This is a genomic window from Streptomyces sp. NPDC030814 (assembly GCF_055572155.1).
The window spans coordinates 215249-236928 of the sequence record NZ_JBVIDX010000005.1; the positions used below are offsets into that span (position 1 = coordinate 215249).

Below are 21680 nucleotides of genomic sequence, written 5' to 3' on the forward strand. Positions count from 1 at the left end.
TGCCGTTCACCTTCTCAGGGCTGTCAGGGGCAGGCGTAGGTGAGGCGCTTGGTGGCCTTGTGGTCGGTGGGGGTGAGGATGTGGAGGTCGACCTGTGCCGTGTGGCGGCCCTCGCCCTCGAAGGTCCACAGCAGGTGCAGCCGTGCCCGGGTCTGGCCGCGCACCATCACCTCGCGCAGGACGCCCGAGTCGGTGCCGTCGCTCCGGGTCCAGCGGTAGGTGAGGGTGCCGGGTCGGCCGTCGGTGGTGACCAGGCCGACTATGTCCGCCGTGTCGTCGCAGCCCAGCACTGCCGGCCGGGCCTTGACCGCCACCGTGCGCACCTCGACGGAGGGGCCGAGACGCTGCCAGGCGAGGAAGGCGAGGACGCAGAGCAGCACCAGCGCGGGCAGCGCGTGTCTGCGCAGACGTCGGCGTGACGGCGTGGGGAGCGGCGGCATCGCGGGCAGCGTCCTGTGGGTGCGCTGCGCGACGGTGGCCGTCACTCCGGGGCCGAAACGCAGCACTGTGCCGTCGGTACGGTCCGGCTGCGGTAGCGCCCCCTCCGCGCCGGACGGGCCGACCAGGGTCGTGTCCGGCCTGACCAGGGCGGTGTTCGGCCTGACGAGAGTCGTGTCCGGCTTGACCAGCGTGCCCTCCGGCCCGACGGGAGTGCCGGACGGCTGTTCCTGCACGGTGGTGTCGGGCTCGATCAGCGTCGTGTCCGGGTCGGGCCGCTGGATCCACTGGCTGCCCAGGACAGTGGCGCTGTAGGAGGGGTCGTCGTAGCCGGATGTGTCGTGCGCGGCGGGCCGGCCGGCGGTGTCGAGCACATGGGTCGGCTCGCTGTCCTGGCCCCCGGCGGACGCGGGGTCGCGGTCGTACTGTGCGGTCATCTGATGTCACACTGCCTGGTCAGAAGTTGCTGCGAGGCGCCGCCGTCGGCGGAGGCCGGAGTGGTCGTGGCCCGCACCGCCCAGTAGCAGCCGGTGCCCTGGAAGGTGTGGTCGACGGTGAGGGTGTACGTGCCGGCACCGCTGCGCTGGAACGTCTGAGCGGCGCCGTCCTGGGTGCCGAGCTGCCGGATGCCGGGGCTGGTGAACCACGAGACGGTGACGGAGAGCGGGCCGGGGCCGTCCGCGGTGATCTGGATCGTCGCCGTGGCCGTCGTCGGGCCCGTCTGCCGGAAGCCCGTCACCGTGATGTCCTTGACGGCGGGGGCGCTCGGTGCGCTGGGGGACGCGGTCGTCGGTGTCGCCTCGGCGGTCGTCCCGCCCGGCGGGGTCGTCTCCGTGGGCGGAACAGTGGGGGCGGACGCGGACGGCTCCCCCGTGTCGGCGCTCTCCGACTCCGAGGCCGAGGGGCTGGCCGACGCGCTGGGAGTCGTCGACGGCGAGGACGAGAAGGAGGGCGTCCCGGTCGGGTCGGTGGGCCCCGGCGACCCGGCGCCGGGCTCGACGCTGGTGGTGGCGAGGGCCTGCGCCGCCTCCTGCGGCGCGGCCGGCGTGTGCTGCACGCCGTAGGTGAGGAAGGCGCCCAGGAGCAGCGCGGCACCGGACACTGCAAGCCCCGGCCGTCCCGGGCGCCACGAACGGGCCCAGTCGTGCCGCGGTCCCTGGCTCAGCACGGTGCGGGCGGTGTCGGTGGTCGTCTGAGGGTTGCCGCGGGCCGAGGGCAGCAGCAGGGCCAGCAGGGCCACCAGGGCGGCGAGCCGGCCACGGCCGCGCTCCTCCCAGTCCGGCCCGTACGCGGCGCCGGCGGCCGCCTCCAGATCCGCGACGAACTCCTCGGCGTGCGCGGGCCGTTCCCTCGGGTCCTTGGCGAGGCCGCGCCGTACGAGGTCCCGCACCGGCTCCGGGACCTCCTCGGCGGGGACGGGCGCGTCGACGTGCTGGAGCGCGAGGGCGGCGAGATTGTCACCCCCGTAGGGCTTGTGGCCCGTGAGGCACTCGAAGAACGTGGCCGTGGCCGCGTACACGTCGGCGGCGGGCGAGGCGGGCGCGCCGGTCCACTGTTCCGGGGCCATGTAGGAGGGGGTTCCGGCCGCGCCGGCGCTGGTGCCGGCGTCCGCCGCGATCCCGAAGTCGACGAGCTTGGACGCCCCGTCCGGTACGACCATGACGTTCTCGGGCTTGTAGTCGCGGTGGACCACACCGACCCGGTGCGCGTCGGCCAGTCCGAGCAGCGAGCCCTTGAGGATCACGAGGGCGGCCTCCGTCTCGAGCGGGCCCTGCCTGGTCAGCAGGGTCCGCAGCGAGACGCCGTCCACCAGCTCCATCACGATGGCGGCGCCGTCGGTGCTCTCGACGTACTCGTACAGCTCGGCGACATACGGGCTCTCCAGTCCGGCGAGGAGCCGTGCCTCGGCCCGGAAGTCGCGTACGAACCCGGGCCGGTCCCGCAGTGACTCGCTGAGGTACTTCATCGCGACCGGGACGCCGGTCTCCTCGTGCACGGCGAGGACGACCCGCCCGCTCGCCCCCGCCCCGAGCTCCAGTGACTCGGTGTATCCGGGCACCGCCCATGTGTTCATTCCAGCCCCCCAAGGCCGCCGTGCCGCCGGAACCCCCACGCCCCGGAGTAGGACCACGCGTGCTGAGACACATTTTCGGCCACTTCGGTTGCGGTGCGACACCCGCGGTCCACCCCGTGGACTTTTGTCGCGGGTGCAACCAAACCGGTGGCTCGACAGGAACGGATTACATCCGGACACGGCGCGATGGTGGAGGCCCTCGGTGAAAGAAGCGGTGCGTATCGGCAGGCATCCCTCGGCGGAGCCCGATCTCCAGGAGCTGGTGGAGTCGGTGGCCCTGGGGGACGAGGAGGCGTTCGCCCGGCTCTACGACTGGGTGGCGAGTCCCGTCCTGGGCGTGGTGCTGGCAGTGCTGCGGGACCGGGCGCAATCCGAGGAAGTGGCGCAGGAGGTCCTGGTGGAGGTGTGGCGGACCGCGCCCCGCTACCGGTCCGACCGGGGGACGGCCATCAACTGGATCCTGACCCTGGCCCACCGCCGGGCAGTTGACCGGGTGCGCTCGGTGGACGCCGCGGCCGCCCGTGACCACAAGGCGGCGCTGCTGGCCCGGCTTCCCGAGTACGACGAGGTGGCGGAGCATGTCGAGGCGCGGCTGGAGCGGGAACAGGTCCGGCGCTGTCTGCGCACGCTGACGGAGGTCCAGCACCAGGCCGTCACCCTGGCGTACTACCGGGGGCTCACCCACCGCGAGGTTGCCGAGGCGCTCGCGCTGCCGCTGGGAACCGTCAAGACCCGGCTGCGCGACGGACTCATCCGGCTGCGCGACTGCCTGGGGGTGACCGCATGAGGGCCGTCGATCCCCATCGCCTGACCGGTGCCTACGCGCTGCACGCCCTGTCCCGCGAGGAGTCCGGGCGGTTCGAGCGTCACCTCGCGGGGTGCGAGGCCTGCGCGCAGGAGACGGCCGAGCTCTCGGCGACGGCGGCCCGGCTGGGCCTCGCCGTCGCCACGGCGCCCGCGCCGGGCATGCGGGACCAGGTGCTGCGCCGGATCAGCAGCGTTCGCCAGGAGACGCCCGGCGGGCCGGGGCAGGCCCGCCGCGGCCTGGCGGGGGTGCGGGCCCGGTTCCTCTCCCACTGGACGCCGGCGGCCTGCCTCGCGGCGGCCGCGGCGCTGGGCGGAACGGCCGTGTGGCAGCACGAGCGGGCGCAGGACGCCCACGCCGAGGCGCGGAGCGCCGAGCGGACGGCGGACGAGGTCGCCGCCGTCCTGGCGGCGCCGGACGCCAGGGTGCAGGCCGCCGAGCTGACGGGCGGCGCGTCCGGTGCCGTCGTCGTCTCCCGCAGCCAGGACCGGGCCGTGTTCGTCGCCTCCGGGATGACTCGTCCGCCGGGCGGCAAGGTCTATCAACTCTGGTTCGACGACCGTGGGCGCATGCGGCCGGCCGGTCTGATGGACCCCGAGCGCGCCGACCAGACCGTCCTGATGCGGGGAGCCGTCGACGGCGCGTCCGGCATGGGCATCACTCTCGAAGCCGACGGCGGCTCCGACCACCCGACCTCCGCCCCGCTCGCCCAGGTGCCGTTCCCGGTCTGACCGGGAACGGGGCGTCGGCGGAGGCGGCGCGGAGAGGGCCCGGACTCCTCGTGGGGAGCTCCCGGACCACTGGGCGTTCGGCGCGCTGTGCGGTGACGTCGGGCGCCGACCGGAGCCCGGTCTCCTTGCGAGCGGTCCGCCCGGCTGCGGTCGTACGGGTCGTCAGAGCACGGGGAAGCCGCCCGTGCCGTAGGACTCCTCGGGTAGGGGGTCCGGTGCGTCGGCGGGGTCGAGGAGATAGGCGACGAGGGTGGTGGCCGTGCGGTGCCAGAAGTGGCGGCGGCGGAGCATCGCATGGTCGCCGCCGTGGACGACGGCCATGCCGGCCCGGGCCGCCGTGTGCTGGGCCCGGCGCACACAGTGCGCCGAGTCGGCCGGCGAGGTGACGCGGTCGCGGTCACCGTGCAGGGCGACGACATGCCGGCCCGTCAGGTGGTCCACCGGCTCGTCCGGCGGCCACCAGGGCGCGAGGGCGACCACGCCGGCCACCTGCGGGTGACCGGCGGCGCGCAGGGCGGCACGGGCACCCATGGAGTGGCCGAGCAGGACCGTGGGCACGGGGCCGACGCGTGCGCCGAGGTCGTCCAGCGCGAGTTCGGTGTCCCGCACGGGGTCGGCGCGCAGGTCGTTCCAGCCGCGCAGCCGGTAGCGGACCTGGGCGACCAGCACGTCCCGGTCCGGCAGCGCGGCGGACACCGCCCTGACGAAGGGGTCCATGCGCAGCGCGGCGAGCTGCCAGGGGCGGGTGGGGCGGTGGCTCACCGCCTGCCCGCCGTGCAGCACCAGGACGGCGGCCCGCGGCCGGGGCGGAGAAGCCCGGAGAAGGAGCGCCTCCTCCGGGCGCGGTCCGTGCGTCATCGCGTTCCCGCCCCGCTGCGCGCCCGCTTCGGCGGCCGGGGGAAGAAACCGCTGGTGCGGGCCTGGTACTCGGTGTAGCCGGGCCGGTCGGCCATGTGCTTCTCCAGCAGCCGCTTGCCGCTGCCCCGGGTGAGCAGCAGGCTCATCACCACCGGTGATACCACGGAGACGGCGGCCGCCGCCGGGGAGTCGCAGGCCACGAGGAACAGACCCCACCACACGCAGAGGTCCCCGAAGTAGTTGGGGTGCCGGGTCCACGCCCACAGGCCCCGGTCCATGATCCTTCCCCGGTTGGCGGGGTCGGCCTTGAAACGGGCCAGTTGGGCGTCACCGACCGCCTCGAAGCCGAGGCCGGCCGCCCACAGCGCGGCGCCGCCCCAGGTGAGGGCCGACGGCGGGTCCGGCACGTACTGGGCGGCCTGCACGGGCAGGGAGACGAGCCACACCAGGGCGCCCTGGAGCAGGTAGATCATGCGCAGGGCGTACGCGTTGCGGCTGCCGGGCGCCTTGGACAGCATGGCCTCGTACCGGGGGTCCTCGCCGTGGCCACGGCTCCGGTGTGCGATGTGCGCCGCGAGGCGCACCCCCCAGATCCCCGTCAGCGCGGTGACCAGCAGCCTCCGCGCAGGATCGCCCTCACCGGCGGAGGCGGCGTAGGTGACGGCGGCCACCGCGGTGAAGCCGACGCCCCAGGCGACGTCCACGATCCGGTGCACACCGAGGCGCACCGCGACGGCGAAAGTGACGAGCATGACCGCGAGTGCCGCGGCGGCCGCCCAGGCGAGGTTGAGCGCGAAGGCGCTCCACGGGAAGTCGCTCACAGCCGCTCCAGCCCCGCGTACCAGGTGTGCGTGGTCGCCGGGAGTCCGCTGTCGCCGTCGGGGCCGGGCCGTACGGCGAGGATCTGGTCGACGCCCATCCGGCCCTCCTCGAACGCCAGTGCCGCGCCGGCCAGGTACAGCCGCCACACCCGCGCGGTCTCCTCCCCCACCAGCCGGACGAACCGCTCCCAGCGGTCCTCCAGGGTGCGGTGCCAGGCGCCGATGGTGCGGACGTAGTGCTCGCGCAGCGACTCGGTGTGCCGGACCTCCAGACCAGCCGCCTCCAGCAGGCCCACCGTCTCGCCCAGGGGGCGCATGTGCATGTCGGGGGCGATGTACGCCTCGATGAACGGCCCGCCGCCGGGGGCGGTCCGGCCGCGGGACATCTGCTGGACCAGCACCCGGCCGCGGGGCCGCACGAGCCGGTGCAGGGCGGCGGCGAACGCCGGGTACTCGGCGTCCCCGACGTGCTCCCCCATCTCGACGGTGGCGACGGCGTCGTAGGGGCCGCCCTGGATGTCGCGGTAGTCCTGGCGGACCACGTCCACCAGGTCGGTCAGACCGCGCTCGCGGACCCGCTCCCGCACGTACGCGGCCTGTTCGCGGGCCAGGGTGACGGCGGTGACCCGGGCGCCGTACCGCTGGGCCGCGTGCAGGGTCAGCGAGCCCCAGCCGCAGCCGATGTCGAGCAGCCGGGCGCCGGGTGCCAGGGCGAGCTTGCGGCAGATCAGCTCCAGCTTGGCCCGCTGGGCGTCGGCGGGCCCGAACTCGGCGTGCTCCGCGGCCCAGTAGCCGCAGGAGTAGGCCATGGTCTCGTCGAGGAGGAGGGCGTAGAAGTCGTTGGAGAGGTCGTAGTGGTGGCTGATGGCGGCACGGTCGCGGGTACGGCTGTGCAGGCCGCCGCGGAGCCGGGCCTGGGAGGCGGGGGCGGGCGGCCGGGGGCCGACCGCGCCGGGCCGTACGGCGGTGGCGAGAGCGCGGGCCCGGTCGGCGGGTGTGAGCCTCGGCGGGCGCAGACGCAGCTCCCGGTGGGCGGCCCATACCGTGCGCAGGCCGTGCGCGAGGTCGCCCTCGATGTCGAGTTCGCCGGTGACGTACGCCTGCGCGAGGCCCAGTTCGCCGGGCTGCCACAGGAGCCGGCGGAGCGCGCGCCGCGACCGTACGACGACCACGGGGGCGTCGGCCGGGCCGGTCTCGCTGCCGTCCCAGGCTCGCAGGCGCACCGGCAGGGGGCCGCCGAGGGCGTCCTCGGCGAGGGCGGTGAGCAGATGGGCGGCGCCGGAACGGGCCGTGGTGGTGGGGGCGGTGGTGGTCATCGGGCGGGGCCCTCCGTGTCGAACAGGTAGTGGTGCACGTCGAGGTAGCCGGCCCGGAACCCGGCCTCGGAGTAGGCCAGGTAGAAGGTCCACAGCCTGCGGAAGGTCTCGTCGAAGCCGAGCGCCTCGACGTCGTCGGCACGCTCGGTGAACCGCTCCCGCCACAGGCGCAACGTCTCGGCGTAATGGGCGCCGAACGCGTCGCGCCGTGCGAGGCGCAGCCGGGTGTGGTCGCGGGCGGTGTCCTCGATCGCGCGGGTGGAGGGGATGCGTCCGCCGGGGAAGACGTACTTGTGGATCCAGGTGAAGGTGTCGCGGGTGGCGAGCATCCGGTCGTGCGGCATGGTGATGGCCTGGAGCGCCACCCGGCCGCCGGGGGCCAGCCGCTGGTCGAGGGCGCTGAAGTACGCCGGCCAGAACTCGGCGCCGACCGCCTCGATCATCTCGACGCTGACGACGGCGTCGTACTCGTCCCGTGCCTCGCGGTAGTCGCACAGTTCGATGGAGACCCGCTCGCCCAGCCCCGCCGCGCGGACCCGGTCACGGGCCAGGTCGCGTTGTTCCCGGGAGAGGGTGAGCGAGGTGACGTGGGCGCCGCGGGCGGCGGCCCGCAGGGCGAGTTCACCCCAGCCGGTGCCGATCTCCAGCAGCCGGGTGCCCTCGCCGACCTCGGCCAGGTCGAGCAGTCGGTCGATCTTGCGGTGCTGGGCGGCGGCCAGCCGGTCCCAGTGGGCGGGGAAGCCGCGGAAGACGGCGGAGGAATAGGTGAGGGTGTCGTCGAGGAAGAGGGCGAACAGGTCGTTGGACAGGTCGTAGTGGCGGCTGATGTTGGCGCGGGACCCCTCGGGTGTGTTGCGCTCCTCGCGCGGCTGGCGCGGCGCCCACAGGCCGCGCAGGCGTTGCAGCGGCGCCGGGACCAGTTCGGCGGCGTGGGCGGCGAGCACGGTGAGGGCGCCGACCAGGTCGGGGGCGTCCCACTCGCCGGCCATGTACGACTCGCCGAACCCGACGAGGCCGGCGGTGCCGACCCGGGCGTGGAATGCGGCCGGGTCGTGCACCTCCAGCAGCGGGCCGCCCAGGCCGACGGTGCCGCTTCCGGCGAACCGGGCCCGCAGCGGCAGGTCGCGCAGGGCCCGCCGGACGAGGGCCGAGGTCACGGCGGTGCGCAGCGGCGAGGAGGCGGGGACGACGGCCACATCGGGCCAGCGCGCGGGATCGGCCGGGGCGGTCGGGCCGCCGGGGACGATACGGGGCTCTGCTGTGGTCATGCGGCGTTCTCCGGGATGCGGTCGTCGGGTCGCGGGTGGACGGGCAGTCCCCGCAGGTACAGGCGTACGCCGTGGGCGCGGATGGCGGCCGACACGGCGAGGGTGGACCAGGGGTGACGCGCCGCCAGGCGCAGCAGGGTCCGCGCGGTCGCCTCGCGCCGGGTGCCCCGGAGGGTGGCGGTGAGGGTGCGGCCCTCCTCGCGGTCCAGGTGGACGGTCAGGTCAAGTCGCGTTCCGGGCGACGGCAGCCGCATGCGGTAGCGGCCGTCGACCGGGAGGAACGGCGAGACGTAGAACTCCTTGTCGGCGCGGTACGGCTCACCGGCCGTGCCGGAGCCGCCGACGGGCAGGAGGTAGCAGTGGCGTCCGCCGTACGTGTTGTGGACCTCCGCGACGACGCAGCGCAGTTCGCCACCGGGGCCGTGGCACCAGAACAGGGTGAGCGGGTTGAACACGTACCCGAGCACGCGCGCGTGGGTGAGCATCAGCACCCGGCCGCCGTCGAGGCGCACGCCCCGCTCGGCGAGGAACGCGTCGAGGCCGGCCCGGATCGAGGGCTGGTCTCCGGAGAAGTGGTCACGCGGGTCGAACCGGGCGAGCGGCCGCAGGAGGCGGGGCAGCCGGGGCGGGCGGTCGGGGTCGAGGAGCCACAGGTAGGTGCGGTGCCGCAGCGAGTAGCGCCGGGGGGCGGACCGTACGTGGGCGATCACGCAGGAGTAGAGGGCGGGTTCGGCGGTTTCCGGTGCGGCGGTCACCAGTGCGCTCCCAGGGCCGCGGCGGCCTCGACGCCGGAACGGCAGCCGTCCTCGTGGAATCCCCAGCCGTGGTAGGCGCCCGCGAAGGCGCAGACACGGCTGTCGAGTTCCGGCAGCCGTCGCTGGGCGGCGACCGACTCGGGGGTGTAGACGGGGTGTTCGTAGACCATGCGGGCCAGCACCCGGCCGGGGTCGACGCGGTCCTCGCCGCCCAGGGTGACCACGAACGTCTCGGCGGCGTCGAGGCGTTGGAGCCGGTTCATGTCGTAGCTGACCCGTACCCGGTCGGCGCCCGCGTCGCAGGACGGCAGCAGATGGTTCCAGGAGGCGCGGGCGCCCCGGGACCGGGGCAGCAGCCGGGTGTCGGTGTGCAGGAGGGTGGTGTTGCGGGAGTAGCGGAACGCGCCGAGGACGTCGCGTTCCCGCTCGGTCGGGTCGGCCAGCAGCCGCAGCGCCTGGTCCGGGTGGACCGCGATCACGACGGCGTCGTACGACTCGGTGGTGCCGTCGGCGGCCGTCACCGCAGCGCCGTCGGCGTGGCGTCGTACGGCTCGTACGGGCGTGCCGGTGCGGACCTCGCCGATGTGCTTGGCGACGCGGTCGACGTACTCGCGGGATCCGCCGGTGACCGTGCGCCACACCGGTGAGCCGCCCACCGACAGCATTCCGTGGTGTTCCAGGAAGCGGAACAGATAGGCGGCCGGATAGCGCTGGGCGGTGCCGGCGTCGCAGGACCAGACGGCCGAGACGACCGGGGTCATGAAGTGGGTGCGGAAGTAGGCGGAGAAGCCCTCCCGGTCCAGGAACTCCCCCAGGGTGAGCGGCGGTTCGCCGCCCCGGGCGAGCAGCCGCCGGGCCGCGCGGTGGAAGGCAGGCACCTCGGCCAGGAGCCGCAGATAGGGGCCGCGCAGGAGGTTGCCGGGCCGGGCGAACAGTCCGGCGGGGCCCCGGGCGCCGGCGTACTCCAGCCCGCACCCCTCGCATCGGACCGACATGCTCATGTCCGATTCCTGCGTGGCGACGCCGAGTTCGTCGAAGAGCCGCAGCAACCGCGGGTAGGTGCGCCGGTTGTGCACGATGAACCCGGAGTCAACGCGGTGCACGCGTCCGTCGTGCGCCGAGGTCACCTCGTGGGTGTGGGCGTGCCCGCCGAGCCGGTCGTCCGCCTCGTACAGGCTGACACGACCGGTCCGGCCCAGGATGTATGCGGCGGTGAGCCCCGCCACCCCGGCGCCCACCACGGCCGTGCGCCGTCCGTACCGTGCGGTGTGCTCCGCGCCGTGCGGAGTCTTCCCACTCGCCAGAGGATCCATCGCCTCTTCCTCCCACCCTCCGTGAACCGGGTTCTCGCGTAATCCGGAGCAGGTCGGGCGGTGGATTGGCACAGCGGTGAATCTTGTGGCGCGGGGCGGAACGGACGTGCCGCGTGGGCGACCGGGCCCCCTGGGAGCTGATACGAACGGGTCAGCGGTGCTCGGGGTTCTCCGCGCCCGGGCGGCAGCCGGCGTCCCACTCGGTGCGCTGGTTGCCGTGGGCCGGCATGCCCCCGGCGCGCTTCAGCAGGGCCGCCATGTGCATGAGGTTCCAGGTCATGAACGCGGTGTTGCGGTTGGTGAAGTCGTTCTCCGGTCCGCCCGAGCCGGGGTCGAGGTACGACGGTCCTGGGCCGGCCGCACCGATCCAGCCGGCGTCCGCCTGGGGCGGGACCGTGTAGCCGAGGTGCTGAAGGCTGTAGAGGACGTTCATCGCGCAGTGCTTGACGCCGTCCTCGTTGCCGGTGATCAGACAACCGCCGACGCGGCCGTAGTAGGCGTACTGCCCCTGTGCGTTGAGTTCACTGGAGCAGGCGTAGAGGCGCTCGATCACCTTCTTGGTCACCGAGCTGTTGTCACCGAGCCAGATCGGCCCGGCGACGACGAGGATGTCTGCGGCCATCACCTGCTCGTACAGCGCGGGCCACTCGTCCGTCGCGAAACCGTGCTCGGTCATGTCCGGGTAGACGCCGGGCGCGATGTCGTGGTCGACGGCGCGGACCTCGGAGGTGGTGACCCCGCGCGACATCATGATGGCCGCGCTCTTGTCGATGAGGCCCTGGGTGTGGCTGAGCTGTGGGGACGGCTTCAGCGTGCAGTTGATGAACAGCGCGGTCAGGTCGTCGAAGCGGTACGGGGTGTCGGCGGCGGGCGCGGAAGGAGCTGTCATGGGGGCAGCGTCTCGCGCGACGTCCGTTTTGTCGCGCTCCGACGCACCGCTCGTGTGCCACCGATGTTCTTGTGGTCGCGCTCGGCGAACCTGCGCACCGGGCTGAAGTCGGGGGCGTGGCGCCGAACATGACGGCGCGCGGCACACGGTGGATCACCTGCCCGATGTGCAGCGAGGCGGGCTGACCCGCGCCATGGACAGCCGCGGCCGCGGCCGACGGGGCCCGCCCGAAGTGCGTCTGCCGCCGTCGGATGTGCCCCACCGCCTCTCGCGCCCCGTCTGGGCGATCAGCCGCAGGCGCCCTCCTCCGCCGGTCCCGGCACATGGATCATCAGCAGCGTCACGTCGTCGTCATGGGCGGACGGGTCCGGCAGGAGGGTCGTGATCAGCCGGTCCGCCGCCCTCTCCAGGAGCTCCGGGTCCGGGGGCGCTCCTTTCAGAGCCATGTCGAGGGCGTGGCTGAGGACGTCGATCTGGACCTCGATGTCGGTGCCCGGCCTCTCGACGAGTCCGTCGGTGTAGAGCACCAGGGTGCTGCCCGGCGGCAGGGGCTCGGTCGCCTCCTCGAACGGCACCGCGCTCCCGAGGTCGTTGACGCCGAGCGGTACCCCGACCGGTGACCGCAACCGGCGGGCGGACCCGTCCGGGGGCAGGACGATGACGGGCAGATGCCCGGCCGAGCACAGCGTGACCTCGTCCGTGTCCTGGTCCATGACCAGGTAGACGCAGGTGACGAGTTGGTCCGCCAGGTCGCTGACGAAGGCGTCCAGGGCGGTCATGAGCCGGCTGGGCGGCGCGCCGGTGCGGGCCAGCGCGTGGGACGCGGCACGCAGCTGCCCCATGACGGCCGCCGCCTCCAGACCCCGGCCCATCACATCGCCGATGATGACACCGGTTCGGCGTTCGCCGAGGGGGATGACGTCGAACCAGTCCCCGCCGACCCCGGGGTCCTGGACGGAGGCCAGATACCGGTGCGCGCTGGGCAGGTGCGGGAGACGGGGAGGCTCCCCCATGAGGCTGTGCTGGAGGGTGTAGGCGATGTGGCGGTGCTGCTCGTAGCGCTCGGCGCGTGCGGCCTCCTGCTGTCTGCGTCCGGTGATGTCCCGCACCGTGAGGACCGCCAGGGTCTCCCGCTCGGCCTGGAGGCTGCTGACGCTCACCTCGACGGGGAACTCGGAGCCGTCCGGGTGCCGCCCGTACAGGTCCCGGTCCACGACGGTCGGCTGGGGGTCGCGCAGGCTGAGGTAGGCGGTGAGCAGCGCGCTGTGCCGTCGCCGGCGGGCCGGGGGCACCAGGTCGACGACCGCCCGGCCGACGAGGTCACCGGGGGCGAGGCCGAACAGGCGCTGCACCTGGGCGTTGGCCATCACGATGGTGCCGTCGCCGTCCGTGATGAGGGTGGCGTCGGGCGCGGACTCCAGGAGCGCGACGAAGCGCCGGTGGGCCCGCTGGACCTCGCGCTGGGCCGCGACGCGCTCGGTGACGTCGGTGACCACACCGCACACGGCGTAGGGCTTGCCGTTGCGGTCGTTGAGCGGGAAGAGGGAGGTGAGGACGTCCCGGTCGCCCTCCGGCAGGGTCAGCGACTCCTCCCGCTGCAGGGGGCTGCCCCGGGCGAGCATGGCGAGGTCGGCGGCGCGCGCCTGACGGGCGAGGCCGGGCGGCAGGACGTCCTCGTCCCGTCGGCCCAGCACCTGCTCCCTGGACAGGCCTGTGTTCGCCTCGAACGTCGTGTTGACGGCGAGGAAGCGGCCCTGAAGATCCTTGATGAACACCACTGCGGGCGTGTGGTCCATGAATGCCTGGAGCAGTGCGTTCTGCCGCACCTGCCACTCGGCGCGGGCGTGGGCCACCTCGATACGGCGGCCCACGGCCGAAGCCGAGAAGACGACCGCCGCGAACACGGCCACATGGCCGGCCACGAGCAGAGCGGTGCCCAGCCGCGAGCTGAAGAGTCCCGCGCTCTCGCCCGCAAGGGCGGCCCACCCCAGCAAGGGCGGTATGACCAGGACGGTGGCGAACAGGCGGCGCCCGAGGGCACCGGTGGTGCCGGCGTTCATCAGCAGTCCCGCGAGGCCCGCGTCCGGCCGGGCCAGGAACGCGCCGACTCCCAGCAGCACCAGGGCGATCGCGGTGTGCAGGGCCATGCCCGTGTACGCGCCGAACCGGTCCAGCTCGGGCACCTCGTAGACGGCCCCGTACAGCCGCAGCATGCCGAAGGCCATGACGACCAGGCCGAGGATCTGGCCCACCCAGGCGGGTGCTCGGGGTGTGCTCGCGGACAGGCATGCCACTGCTCCGAGCACCAGGGCCGCGGCCGTGTTCGGAGACATCAGGCCCGGGTCCCCGGTCGCCACCTGTGCGGTGTCGTCCTCGAAGAGGAGTTCGTCGATGCCGAGTCTCGCCCCGGTCAGGTACTCCAGGGTGCTGAGTCCGCCGATGAGGAGGGTCAGGGCAGCGGCCACGCGGGCCGCGACCAGGTCGGGCTGCGAGCGGCCCGCGGCCCCCTCGGAGGACGGGCCCGGCGCACTTGTGCCGGCCTGTCGGCGACCGACCAGGAACAGCGAGAGGCCGAGGGCGAGGACGGCCACGGCGGTGTTCGCCTTCATGGAGGTCCCGACACCGGGGAAAATGCGCTTGAGCCCGTCGACATCGAGAATCCATCCGACCAGACTCAGCCCTCCCAGCAGGGCGGCCGTCAGGGAGGCGGCCTGGGCCACCGCCCGAGCGGCGGCCAGGAACGGAGCGTGGAACGGCAGGCCGCCAGCCTGTGCCGCTCCACCGTCGCCTGACTGCCCGGACGCCCGCTGATCTCCCGTCACCGCGTTCTCAACCCTTGTGGACGAAGCCGCATCCGCACACTCGGCTCGGGTGCGGAAAAGGAAGGTACCTACAGCGTCGCCCGCCCGGCCGGAATGCGCGATCGAGCGCGGCGGGCACCCTCGGGTCAGGGCAGTCGGCCGAGGTCCTCCAGGACGGCCATCGCCGCGTTGTGCCCCGGCACCCCGCTGACCCCGCCGCCGCGTACGGCGCCCGCACCGCACAGGAGGACGTTGGGGTGGCGGGTCTCCACGCCCCAGCGTCCGGTGCCCTCCTGGGTGTGGGGCCAGGCGAGGGCGCGGTGGAAGATGTTGCCGCCGGGAAGGCCCAGGTCGCGCTCCAGGTCGAGGGGGGTCCTGGCCTCGATGCAGGGACGGCCCTCGGCGTCGGTCGCGAGGCAGTCGGCGAGGGGCTCGGCGAGATGGGCGTCGAGCTGGGCGAGGGTCGACTTCAGGAGTTCCTCGCGTACGGCGTCGTTGTCAGCCTCGAACAGCCTCGCGGGTGTGTGCAGCCCGAACAGGGTGAGTGTCTGGTAGCCCTGCTCGACCAGGTCCGGGCCGAGGATGGTCGGGTCGGTGAGGGAGTGGCAGTAGATCTCGGAGGGCGGCGCCTCGGGGAGCCTGCCCGCGGCGGCCTGCGCGTAGGAGGCCGCCAGCTGGTCGTAGCCCTCGGCGATGTGGAAGGTCCCGGAGAAGGCCTCGCGCGGGTCGACGGATTCGTCCCGGAGCCTCGGGAGCCGTTTGAGCAGCATGTTCACCTTGAGCTGTGCGCCCTCGGCGGGCTCCGGCGGCGCGTCGCCGGTCAGGGCGGCGAGCTCCTGGGGCGAGGCGTTGACCAGGACGTGCCGGGCGGCGACGGTGCCTTCCCCGTCGGGTGTCCGGTAGGTGATCTCGGCGGACCGTCCGTCGGTCGCGATCTTCCGTACCTCGTGGCCGGTGGCGAGGACTGCTCCCGCCGCACGCGCGGTGGCGGCCAGGGCGTCCGTGAGGGCGCCCATGCCGCCGACGGGCACGTCCCAGGCGCCGGTCCCGCCGCCGATCACGTGGTAGAGGAAGCAGCGGTTCTGGCTGAGGGTCGGGTCGTGGGCGTCCGCGAAGGTGCCGATCAGGGCGTCGGTGAGGACGACGCCGCGCACCAGGTCGTCGCCGAAGGCGGACTCCACGGCGACGCCGATCGGCTCCTCGAAGAGGGCACGCCAGGCGTCCTCGTCGTCGATACGGGCCCGGAGGTCCTCCCTGGTGGGCAGCGGCTCGGTGAGGGTCGGGAACACCCGTTCGGCGACGCGGCCCGTCATGCCGTAGAAGCGCTGCCAGGCCTCGTACTCGCGCCCCGATCCCGTCAGCCGTGCGAACGCCTCCCTGGTGCGGCGCTCCCCTCCGCCGACCAGCAGACCGGTGGGGCGGCCGTCGCGTTCGACGGGGGTGTACGAGGAGATGGTGCGGCCCCGGACGCGGAAGTCGAGGTCGAGGTCCCGGACGATCTTCTTGGGCAACAGGCTGACCAGATAGGAGTACCGCGAGAGCCGGGCGTCGACCCCGGTGAAGGGCCGGGTGGAGACGGCTGCGCCGCCCGTGTTCCCGAGCCGCTCCAGGACCAGCACGGACTGCCCGGCGCGGGCCAGGTAGGCGGCGGCGACGAGGCCGTTGTGGCCGCCGCCGACGATCACCGCGTCGTAGGAGTCGTGGGTGCGGGCCGCGGGGCGGCCGGGGTGCGCTTCGGGGGCGGGGGTGGCAGGCATGGCTCTTGGTAACACGCGTTGAACGGGGTCGGCCAGGGGACCGGGGCAGGTGGACCAATGCCGCGGCCCGGGGAGTCAGGGCCCGCCGAGTGCCCGCCGCTGTCGTAACGCCGCCGCCCTGCGGGTACAGCCGCACCGCTTCGGGTCCGCGGCCGAGCTGCTCCAGGCGGTGGGCCTCGTCGCTGCGGCCGGCGAGCGCGTCGGGGTGGTCCGTGCCGGGACCGCTCGCGGGAGTCGGCGACGCTCCGGTACGCGGTGAGGGCGTCGGCCCAGCGGCCCAGCCGGCCGAGGCCCACAGCGACTTCGCGACGGCTGACGAGGGTGCTGGAGTTTGGCGGCCACGCGCGCCTCCCGCCGGAACCGCTCCCGGAGCACACCGGTGACGCACCGGTGACGCACCGGTCCGGACGGTCGCCGACGGGTTTGAGGCACTTGGCCGCGACCTGGCGGGCCGGTGCCTCGCCTCTCGCCCGCCAGACCTCACGCATGCCGCGGTGCCCGATCAGGCCGAGCAACCGGTACCGGTCCCGGGTCAGCCTGGTGTCCGTCATCGCCGACGATCGCCCCCCCGCCCGCACGGACCGGCCTCCTTCGGCGTGTCCAGGATGGCGGCCTATCGCATGACTTTGTACGGTGCCGGACGCGTGCCGGGGCCGAGTCGCGCCATGGCCCGGATGATGTGTTTGGGCGGGAGCTGCCAGCGCAGACGTGCGGGAACGCAGCGCAGCAGGGTGCCGGTGCGCCGCAGGCGGCGGGTGACGACCGCCGGTGCGGGGGCGGGGCGGCCGTACAACTCGTGGGCGTACGGCGGCAGAGAGGCGTACGCCAGGTCGGCCACGCGCCTCCAAAGCGCTTCGCGTGCCGGTACGAACATCGGGTGTGTGGGCGGGCGGCGCAGGAAGTCGTCCACGTCGCGTGCCTCCGGTCCGGCAGCCAGTTCGGGGCGGACCCGCTCGAAGTACGCGGCCAACTCGGCCCGGCTGCCGGGCACTTCGGCGGGGTCGAGACCCACCAGGCGGGCGCTGACCCGTTGTTCGGCCACATACCGGTCGGCGGACGCTTCACCGAGGGGGAAGCCCGAGCGGAGCAGGATGTGCACATAGGAGTCGATCTCGGCGCAGTGCACCCACAGCAGCAGACCCGGCTCGTCGACGCCGTACCGCTCCCCCGTGTCCGGGTCGGTGGCCGTGAGCTTACTGTGGATCTTCCGGACGCGGGCGGCGGCCTGTTCGGCGGCCTCCGTGGTGCCGTACGACACGGTGCCGACGAAGTCCGCCGTGCGCAGCAGCCGGCCCCAGGCGTCCTTGCGGAAGTCGGAGTTCTGCATGACGCCGCGCACGGCCCGGGGATGCAGGGCCTGGAGGTAGAGGGCTCGGATACCGGCGATCCACATCATCGGGTCGCCGTGCGTCTGCCACGTCACCGAGTCGGGACCGAAGAGCCCGGGGTCGCCTCCGTGCGGGGCGTCCACGCCGTCGGGTCGGGTCACGGTCATGTGAGGTCACCTCGAGTGGCTGTCGGCTCGCGCATGTCATCGACCGTTCGGCATCATCCCCCCGAAGTGGTGAGCGAACACGCGTCGCCCCGAGGGTTCGCGCGCGGAGGGGTCCACGGCCGGGACGTGGGGGTGAATCTCCTCGGTCGCGGAACCCTTGCGTGTGACCACCGACGCTGGGTGTCCGCAGGGGCATCACGCTGCCCTGCGAGGGGACTCGTGGCCTCGCCCGCCGGCGCACGGGAGCGGGTGGAAGGTGGGGTGAGGGCCGCGCCGAGCCGCGCGAACCGCTCCGACAGACAGGGCGGCTTCCTCGCTGCCGACGCGCCGGACGTGCCGTTGCCGGAGGCAGGGCGGTCGGCCCGGGGCTGTGCTCTCGGCCATGCCGGTCTCGTCGCCTTCGACGAGCGTGTGGCACCGGAGGAAGTGCCGCGTCAGCGGGGGCGTCGTGACCGCAGACGTGGTTGCCCACCACGTCACGTGACGCGGCGGCCACCCGGATCTCCGCTCCCCGCCATGGCGGCTCGCGGCGGCCGCTCCGGCCACACCCGTGCCTGCACACCCATGACCACGTGGCCGAGGCCCGACAACGCGCAGGCGATCGCCAGGTCCCCGAGCGACAGCAGCTCCGTGCCCAGCAGGTCCCGGAGAGAGGGCAGATAGACACCGGCCGCCTGAAGGCTCAAGGCCACGCCCACGGCGACCAGCAGGAACGGGTTGGCCAGGCTTCCCGGACGGGCGCGGGAGCCGAGGGCGACGCCCAGCTGGGTCGCGCCGAGGACCAGGAAGATCATGGACTGCCAGGGGCGGCCCGTCTCCCTGGCCCACACGCCGGCGACCAGGGTCACCGTGGCAACGAAGGCGCCCATGAGCAGGATGCGCGGCCACAGCCCGGCGCCCAGCACGCTCTCCTCGGGGGGCCGGGGCGGATGACGCATCGCGTCCGGGGTGACGGGCTCCGCACCGAGGGCGACGCCGGGCAGGCCGTGCGTGAGCAGGTTGATCCACAGGATCTGTGCGGGCAGCAGCGGCAGCGGCATGCCGAGGAAGGGGCCGAGGAGCATGACCAGGATCTCCGCCGTGCCTCCGGCGAGGGCGTAGAGCAGGAACCGGCGCACGTTGGCGTAGACCCGGCGCCCCTCTTCGACGGCCGACACGATGGTGGCCGGGTTGTCGTCGGCGAGCACCAGGTCGGCCGCCTGGCGGGCCACTTCGGTGCCGCGGAAACCCATGGCGACACCGATGTCGGCGCGGCGCAGGGCCGGACCGTCGTTGACCCCGTCACCCGTCATCGCCACCACCTGTCCGGCCCCGCGCCACGCCTCGACGATGTCCAGCTTCTGCTCGGGACTGGTGCGGGCGTAGACGTGTACGCGCGTCAGCTCGCCCGCCGTTCCTTCCCGGATCCGTTGCCCGGTGGTGACCTCCTCCTCCTGGGAGGCGATGCCGAGGCGGCCGGCCATGGCCCGGGCGGTCAGCGGATGGTCGCCGGTGATGAGTACGGGGACGATGCCGGCGCGTTTGCAGGCGGTGATCGTCGGCTCGGACGTGCTGCGGGGCGGGTCCAGGATGCCGACGAGGCCGAGCAGCGACAGGCCGGACTCCCATGTCCCGGGCGGTTCCAGCGGTTCCTCGTGGTCGGCCGACGCGACGGCGAGCACTCGGTACCCCTCGCGCGCCAGTGCCTCCGCCTGAGCCGCCGCCCGGGCGATCACGTCCGGGGCGCCGGCCAGGACCTGCGGCCGGAGCAGGGACTCCGGCGCTCCCTTGCACGCGACCCGCACTGTTCCGTCCGGTCGGCGGTGGACGGTCGTCATGCGCTTGCGGCCGCTGTCGAACGGAATCTCCTCGACGCGCGGCAGTTCGCGGTCCAGCGCCGCCCGGTCCAGCCCGAGCCGGGCCCCCGCCACAAGCAGCGCGGCCTCGGTGGGGTCGCCCAGTGCGCGCCACTGCGCGGAGCCGTCCGGTGGTGGCTCCAGCGCCGCGTCGTTGCACAGCATGGCGACGCGCAGCAACGCCGCCAGGTCGGGTACATCGTTCGCCGTGACCGCCTGCCCGTCGCGGACGACCCGGCCCCGGGGCTCGTATCCGGTGCCCAGGACCGTGGCCTCTCCGTGCGGCGTCCACAGTCGTTCGGCGGCCATTCGGCCCTCGGTCAAGGTGCCGGTCTTGTCGGTGGCGATCACCGTGACGGAGCCCAGCGTCTCCACCGCGGGCAGCCTGCGGACGATGGCGTGCCGGTCCGCCATGCGCCGTGCCCCCAGGGCGAGGGCGAGCGTGACGACGGCGGGCAGGGACTCCGGTACGGCGGCGACGGCAAGGCTGATCGCCGCCACGATCATCAGTTCCACGGGCTGTCCGCGCACCAGCCCGAGAGCCAGGACCAAGGCGCACAGTGCCACGATCGCGGCTGCCAGAACCCGGCCGAATCCCGCCAGCCGGCGCTGCAGCGGGGTCGGACCGGGCTCGGCACCCATCAGAGTCGCGATCCGGCCGAGCGCGCTGTCGGCTCCCGTGGCGGTGATCAGGACGCGTCCGTGGCCGCGGACGACGACCGTGCCCGCCGACACCGTGCCCTGCGACCGGTCGCCGCCGGGGGCCTTCTCCACCGGAACGGACTCGCCCGTCAGCGAGGACTCGTCCGCCAGCAGCAAGGCAGCGGACAGTACGTCCCCGTCGGCGGGCACGATGTCGCCCTCGGCCACCAGGACGAGATCACCGGGCACCACCTCGGCAGCCGGGAGGGAGCGTTCCTCGCCGTCCCGGACGACTCTGGCGGTGGGAGCACTCATGGCGGAAAGGGCCATCACCGCCTGTTCGGCTCGTACCTCCTGGACGACGCCGACCGTCGTGTTCACCGTGATGACGAGCAGGATCACGGCGGCATCGGAGAGGTCACCGGTGGCGATCGTCAAAGCGGCGGCCACCAGCAGCACCAGGATCAGCGGGTCGCGCAACTGCTGCAGCACCCGGCGCCACACGGGGGCGCGCGGCTCCGCCGGGATCGCGTTGGGCCCGTGACGCGTCAGTCGACGCGTCGCCTCGGGCGACGACAGACCCGCCGCGGAGGATCCGGACGATGTCGTGCGGGATGCGTCGGTGCCCGCGTCGAAACCCCGGTCGCCCCGCTGCTCGCTCACACGCCCGACGGGGTTGTGTACGCGCGTGCGCCACGTACAGCTCGAAGGTCGCTGTCGCGCACCGCGGGGACACGGCGGCCTGCCGGAGCGGCGACGTCAGGACCGGCTTGTTCGCTGTGTGCCATCCACCCATCTCCCGTCATACAGGGAACCGCCGTCACCGAATACCGGTGTCCGCTTGTCAGGGTGCCACCGCTGAGGCCGACCGGCATGACCGACCACTCGTCGTGTGGGCGACCCTGGCGCTGCGGGACCGGGCCGGGGGCAAGCTGGTCAGGGCTGTGCGAGGCTGCGCCCGTGGTCGACGGCGTACGCGGCGAAGACGTCCGCCGCCGTGCCGCCGGTATGGAGAAAACGCTGGTCGAGGATGGTGGCGAGGTCCTTCAGCGCACCGGCGAGCACCTCACCTGCCAGGCGCACCTCCGGCCGCTCGGCTGCCTGTCCTCGCTGGGCGAGGGCGGCGGCGTAACCGACCATGGCCGCCAGCGACGCGTGGTCCTCCCCGTCATGGAAGTAGTACGCCTCGGCGTACTGGGTGAAGTCGATGCGCACGCGTACGACGTCCGTTGCCAGGCTGTCCAGCAGCAGCGCCCCGGCCGTGCAGTCGATCTGCTGCGGCGTCGGGTCCGAGTCGCGCAGCAGCGCCAGCCGGATGGCCAGGACCCTCCTGCGGGTCAGCGCCGGGTAGATCTCCAGTACCCAGGAGACCGTGGCCGTCAGGAGGGCGAAGCCGACGAGGGCTTCCAACGGTGAGACCAGGCGGAGCCAGCCCTCCCCGGGTGCGATGTCTCCCAGGCCCAAGGTGGCCACCGTGACGAGCGACAGGTACACGGAGTCCAGCAGCGCGGGTTCCTGCGCCGCCTTGGAACCGGGTGAGAAGGCGAACGCACCGGGCATGTGGGGCCAGTAGACGATGGCCCAGCCGAGGACGACGGTGAAGGCCCACATGCTTACCACCGTGACCATGGCGAGCGGTCCGACGAGCCCGACGACCCGCCTGCGTGCGCGAAAGCGCCGGGCCAGGCGCCACAGCGCCGTCATGACGAGGCGGCTCAGACCGCCGTGGCGGGTCGGGTGCCAGAGTGTGTGGAAGAGGTCCCGCAGGGTGAGCATGACGAGCCCGGCACCGACCAGCGAGACCAACCACTTCATCCACGTCTCCCACGGCACTGTCGCCTGAAGCGGAACCCCGCTTCAGGAGCCTATGGCCTGGGCGGCG

16 protein-coding genes and 2 pseudogenes are annotated in these 21680 nt (G+C 73.5%); 2 read left to right on the plus strand and 16 right to left on the minus strand.

Translation table 11 applies throughout. The features are described from left to right. Positions 1-23 precede the first annotated feature (23 nt). Complete coding sequence (locus tag ACZ43N_RS13510; protein WP_468097345.1) at positions 24-875, minus strand: hypothetical protein; 852 nt, start codon at positions 873-875, stop codon at positions 24-26. Beyond that, entirely contained in the window at positions 872-2512 is a 1641-nt protein-coding gene (locus ACZ43N_RS13515; RefSeq protein ID WP_468097346.1) for a serine/threonine-protein kinase, read from the minus strand. Before ACZ43N_RS13515 ends, ACZ43N_RS13510 begins: the two co-directional genes overlap by 4 nt. A gap of 202 nt (positions 2513-2714) precedes the next feature. On the opposite strand from ACZ43N_RS13515, the gene sigK reads away from it, so the two are divergent. Together sigK and ACZ43N_RS13525 are read left to right on the plus strand one after the other, a co-directional pair. Beyond that, positions 2715-3299 carry an ECF RNA polymerase sigma factor SigK gene (gene sigK, locus ACZ43N_RS13520; RefSeq protein ID WP_468097348.1) on the plus strand — a complete coding sequence of 195 codons (585 nt, stop codon included), beginning with the start codon at positions 2715-2717 and terminating at the stop codon, positions 3297-3299. Beyond that, positions 3296-4048, plus strand: coding sequence for an anti-sigma factor (locus tag ACZ43N_RS13525; RefSeq protein ID WP_468097349.1), 753 nt, complete (start codon positions 3296-3298; stop codon positions 4046-4048). Before sigK ends, ACZ43N_RS13525 begins: the two co-directional genes overlap by 4 nt. A 162-nt stretch (positions 4049-4210) precedes the next feature. On the opposite strand, the gene ACZ43N_RS13530 is transcribed toward ACZ43N_RS13525, so the two are convergent. The 14 genes and pseudogenes from ACZ43N_RS13530 to ACZ43N_RS13595 form a co-directional block, all read right to left on the minus strand. Continuing rightward, entirely contained in the window at positions 4211-4906 is a 696-nt protein-coding gene (locus tag ACZ43N_RS13530) for an alpha/beta family hydrolase (RefSeq protein ID WP_468097350.1), read from the minus strand. Further along, positions 4903-5727 carry a DUF1295 domain-containing protein gene (locus ACZ43N_RS13535; RefSeq protein ID WP_468097351.1) on the minus strand — a complete coding sequence of 275 codons (825 nt, stop codon included), beginning with the start codon at positions 5725-5727 and terminating at the stop codon, positions 4903-4905. The genes ACZ43N_RS13530 and ACZ43N_RS13535 overlap by 4 nt, the downstream gene beginning before the upstream one ends. After that, positions 5724-7043 (minus strand): class I SAM-dependent methyltransferase, encoded by a 1320-nt coding sequence (locus tag ACZ43N_RS13540; RefSeq protein WP_468097352.1) that lies wholly within the window; start codon positions 7041-7043, stop codon positions 5724-5726. Before ACZ43N_RS13540 ends, ACZ43N_RS13535 begins: the two co-directional genes overlap by 4 nt. Then, positions 7040-8311, minus strand: coding sequence for a class I SAM-dependent methyltransferase (locus ACZ43N_RS13545; protein ID WP_468097354.1), 1272 nt, complete (start codon positions 8309-8311; stop codon positions 7040-7042). Before ACZ43N_RS13545 ends, ACZ43N_RS13540 begins: the two co-directional genes overlap by 4 nt. Next, the gene (locus tag ACZ43N_RS13550; protein WP_468097355.1) at positions 8308-9066 is read right to left on the minus strand and encodes a DUF1365 domain-containing protein; all 759 of its coding nucleotides are present in this window, start codon (positions 9064-9066) and stop codon (positions 8308-8310) included. Before ACZ43N_RS13550 ends, ACZ43N_RS13545 begins: the two co-directional genes overlap by 4 nt. Then, positions 9063-10379, minus strand: coding sequence for an NAD(P)/FAD-dependent oxidoreductase (locus ACZ43N_RS13555; RefSeq protein ID WP_468097356.1), 1317 nt, complete (start codon positions 10377-10379; stop codon positions 9063-9065). Before ACZ43N_RS13555 ends, ACZ43N_RS13550 begins: the two co-directional genes overlap by 4 nt. A 151-nt stretch (positions 10380-10530) precedes the next feature. Then, positions 10531-11268 (minus strand): flavodoxin family protein, encoded by a 738-nt coding sequence (locus ACZ43N_RS13560; RefSeq protein ID WP_468097357.1) that lies wholly within the window; start codon positions 11266-11268, stop codon positions 10531-10533. A gap of 287 nt (positions 11269-11555) precedes the next feature. Beyond that, a complete protein-coding gene (locus tag ACZ43N_RS13565) occupies positions 11556-14090 on the minus strand; it encodes a SpoIIE family protein phosphatase (protein ID WP_468097358.1) in 2535 nt (844 codons plus the stop codon). A gap of 125 nt (positions 14091-14215) precedes the next feature. Next, positions 14216-15826: a phytoene desaturase family protein gene (locus ACZ43N_RS13570; RefSeq protein ID WP_468097359.1), complete on the minus strand. Its 1611-nt coding sequence runs from the start codon at positions 15824-15826 to the stop codon at positions 14216-14218. A 75-nt stretch (positions 15827-15901) separates the two neighbouring features. Then, a pseudogene (locus tag ACZ43N_RS13575) lies at positions 15902-16164 on the minus strand (tetratricopeptide repeat protein); the annotation flags it as partial. After that, positions 16148-16377, minus strand: a pseudogene (locus tag ACZ43N_RS13580) (serine/threonine protein kinase); the annotation flags it as partial. The pseudogenes ACZ43N_RS13575 and ACZ43N_RS13580, both read right to left, overlap by 17 nt. Before the next feature lie 62 nt (positions 16378-16439). Further along, positions 16440-17321: an oxygenase MpaB family protein gene (locus tag ACZ43N_RS13585; RefSeq protein WP_468097360.1), complete on the minus strand. Its 882-nt coding sequence runs from the start codon at positions 17319-17321 to the stop codon at positions 16440-16442. Positions 17322-17797: 476 nt separating this feature from the next. Further along, positions 17798-20461: a cation-translocating P-type ATPase gene (locus ACZ43N_RS13590; protein ID WP_468097362.1), complete on the minus strand. Its 2664-nt coding sequence runs from the start codon at positions 20459-20461 to the stop codon at positions 17798-17800. A gap of 273 nt (positions 20462-20734) precedes the next feature. Continuing rightward, positions 20735-21613 carry a potassium channel family protein gene (locus tag ACZ43N_RS13595; protein WP_468097364.1) on the minus strand — a complete coding sequence of 293 codons (879 nt, stop codon included), beginning with the start codon at positions 21611-21613 and terminating at the stop codon, positions 20735-20737. Positions 21614-21680 lie beyond the last annotated feature (67 nt).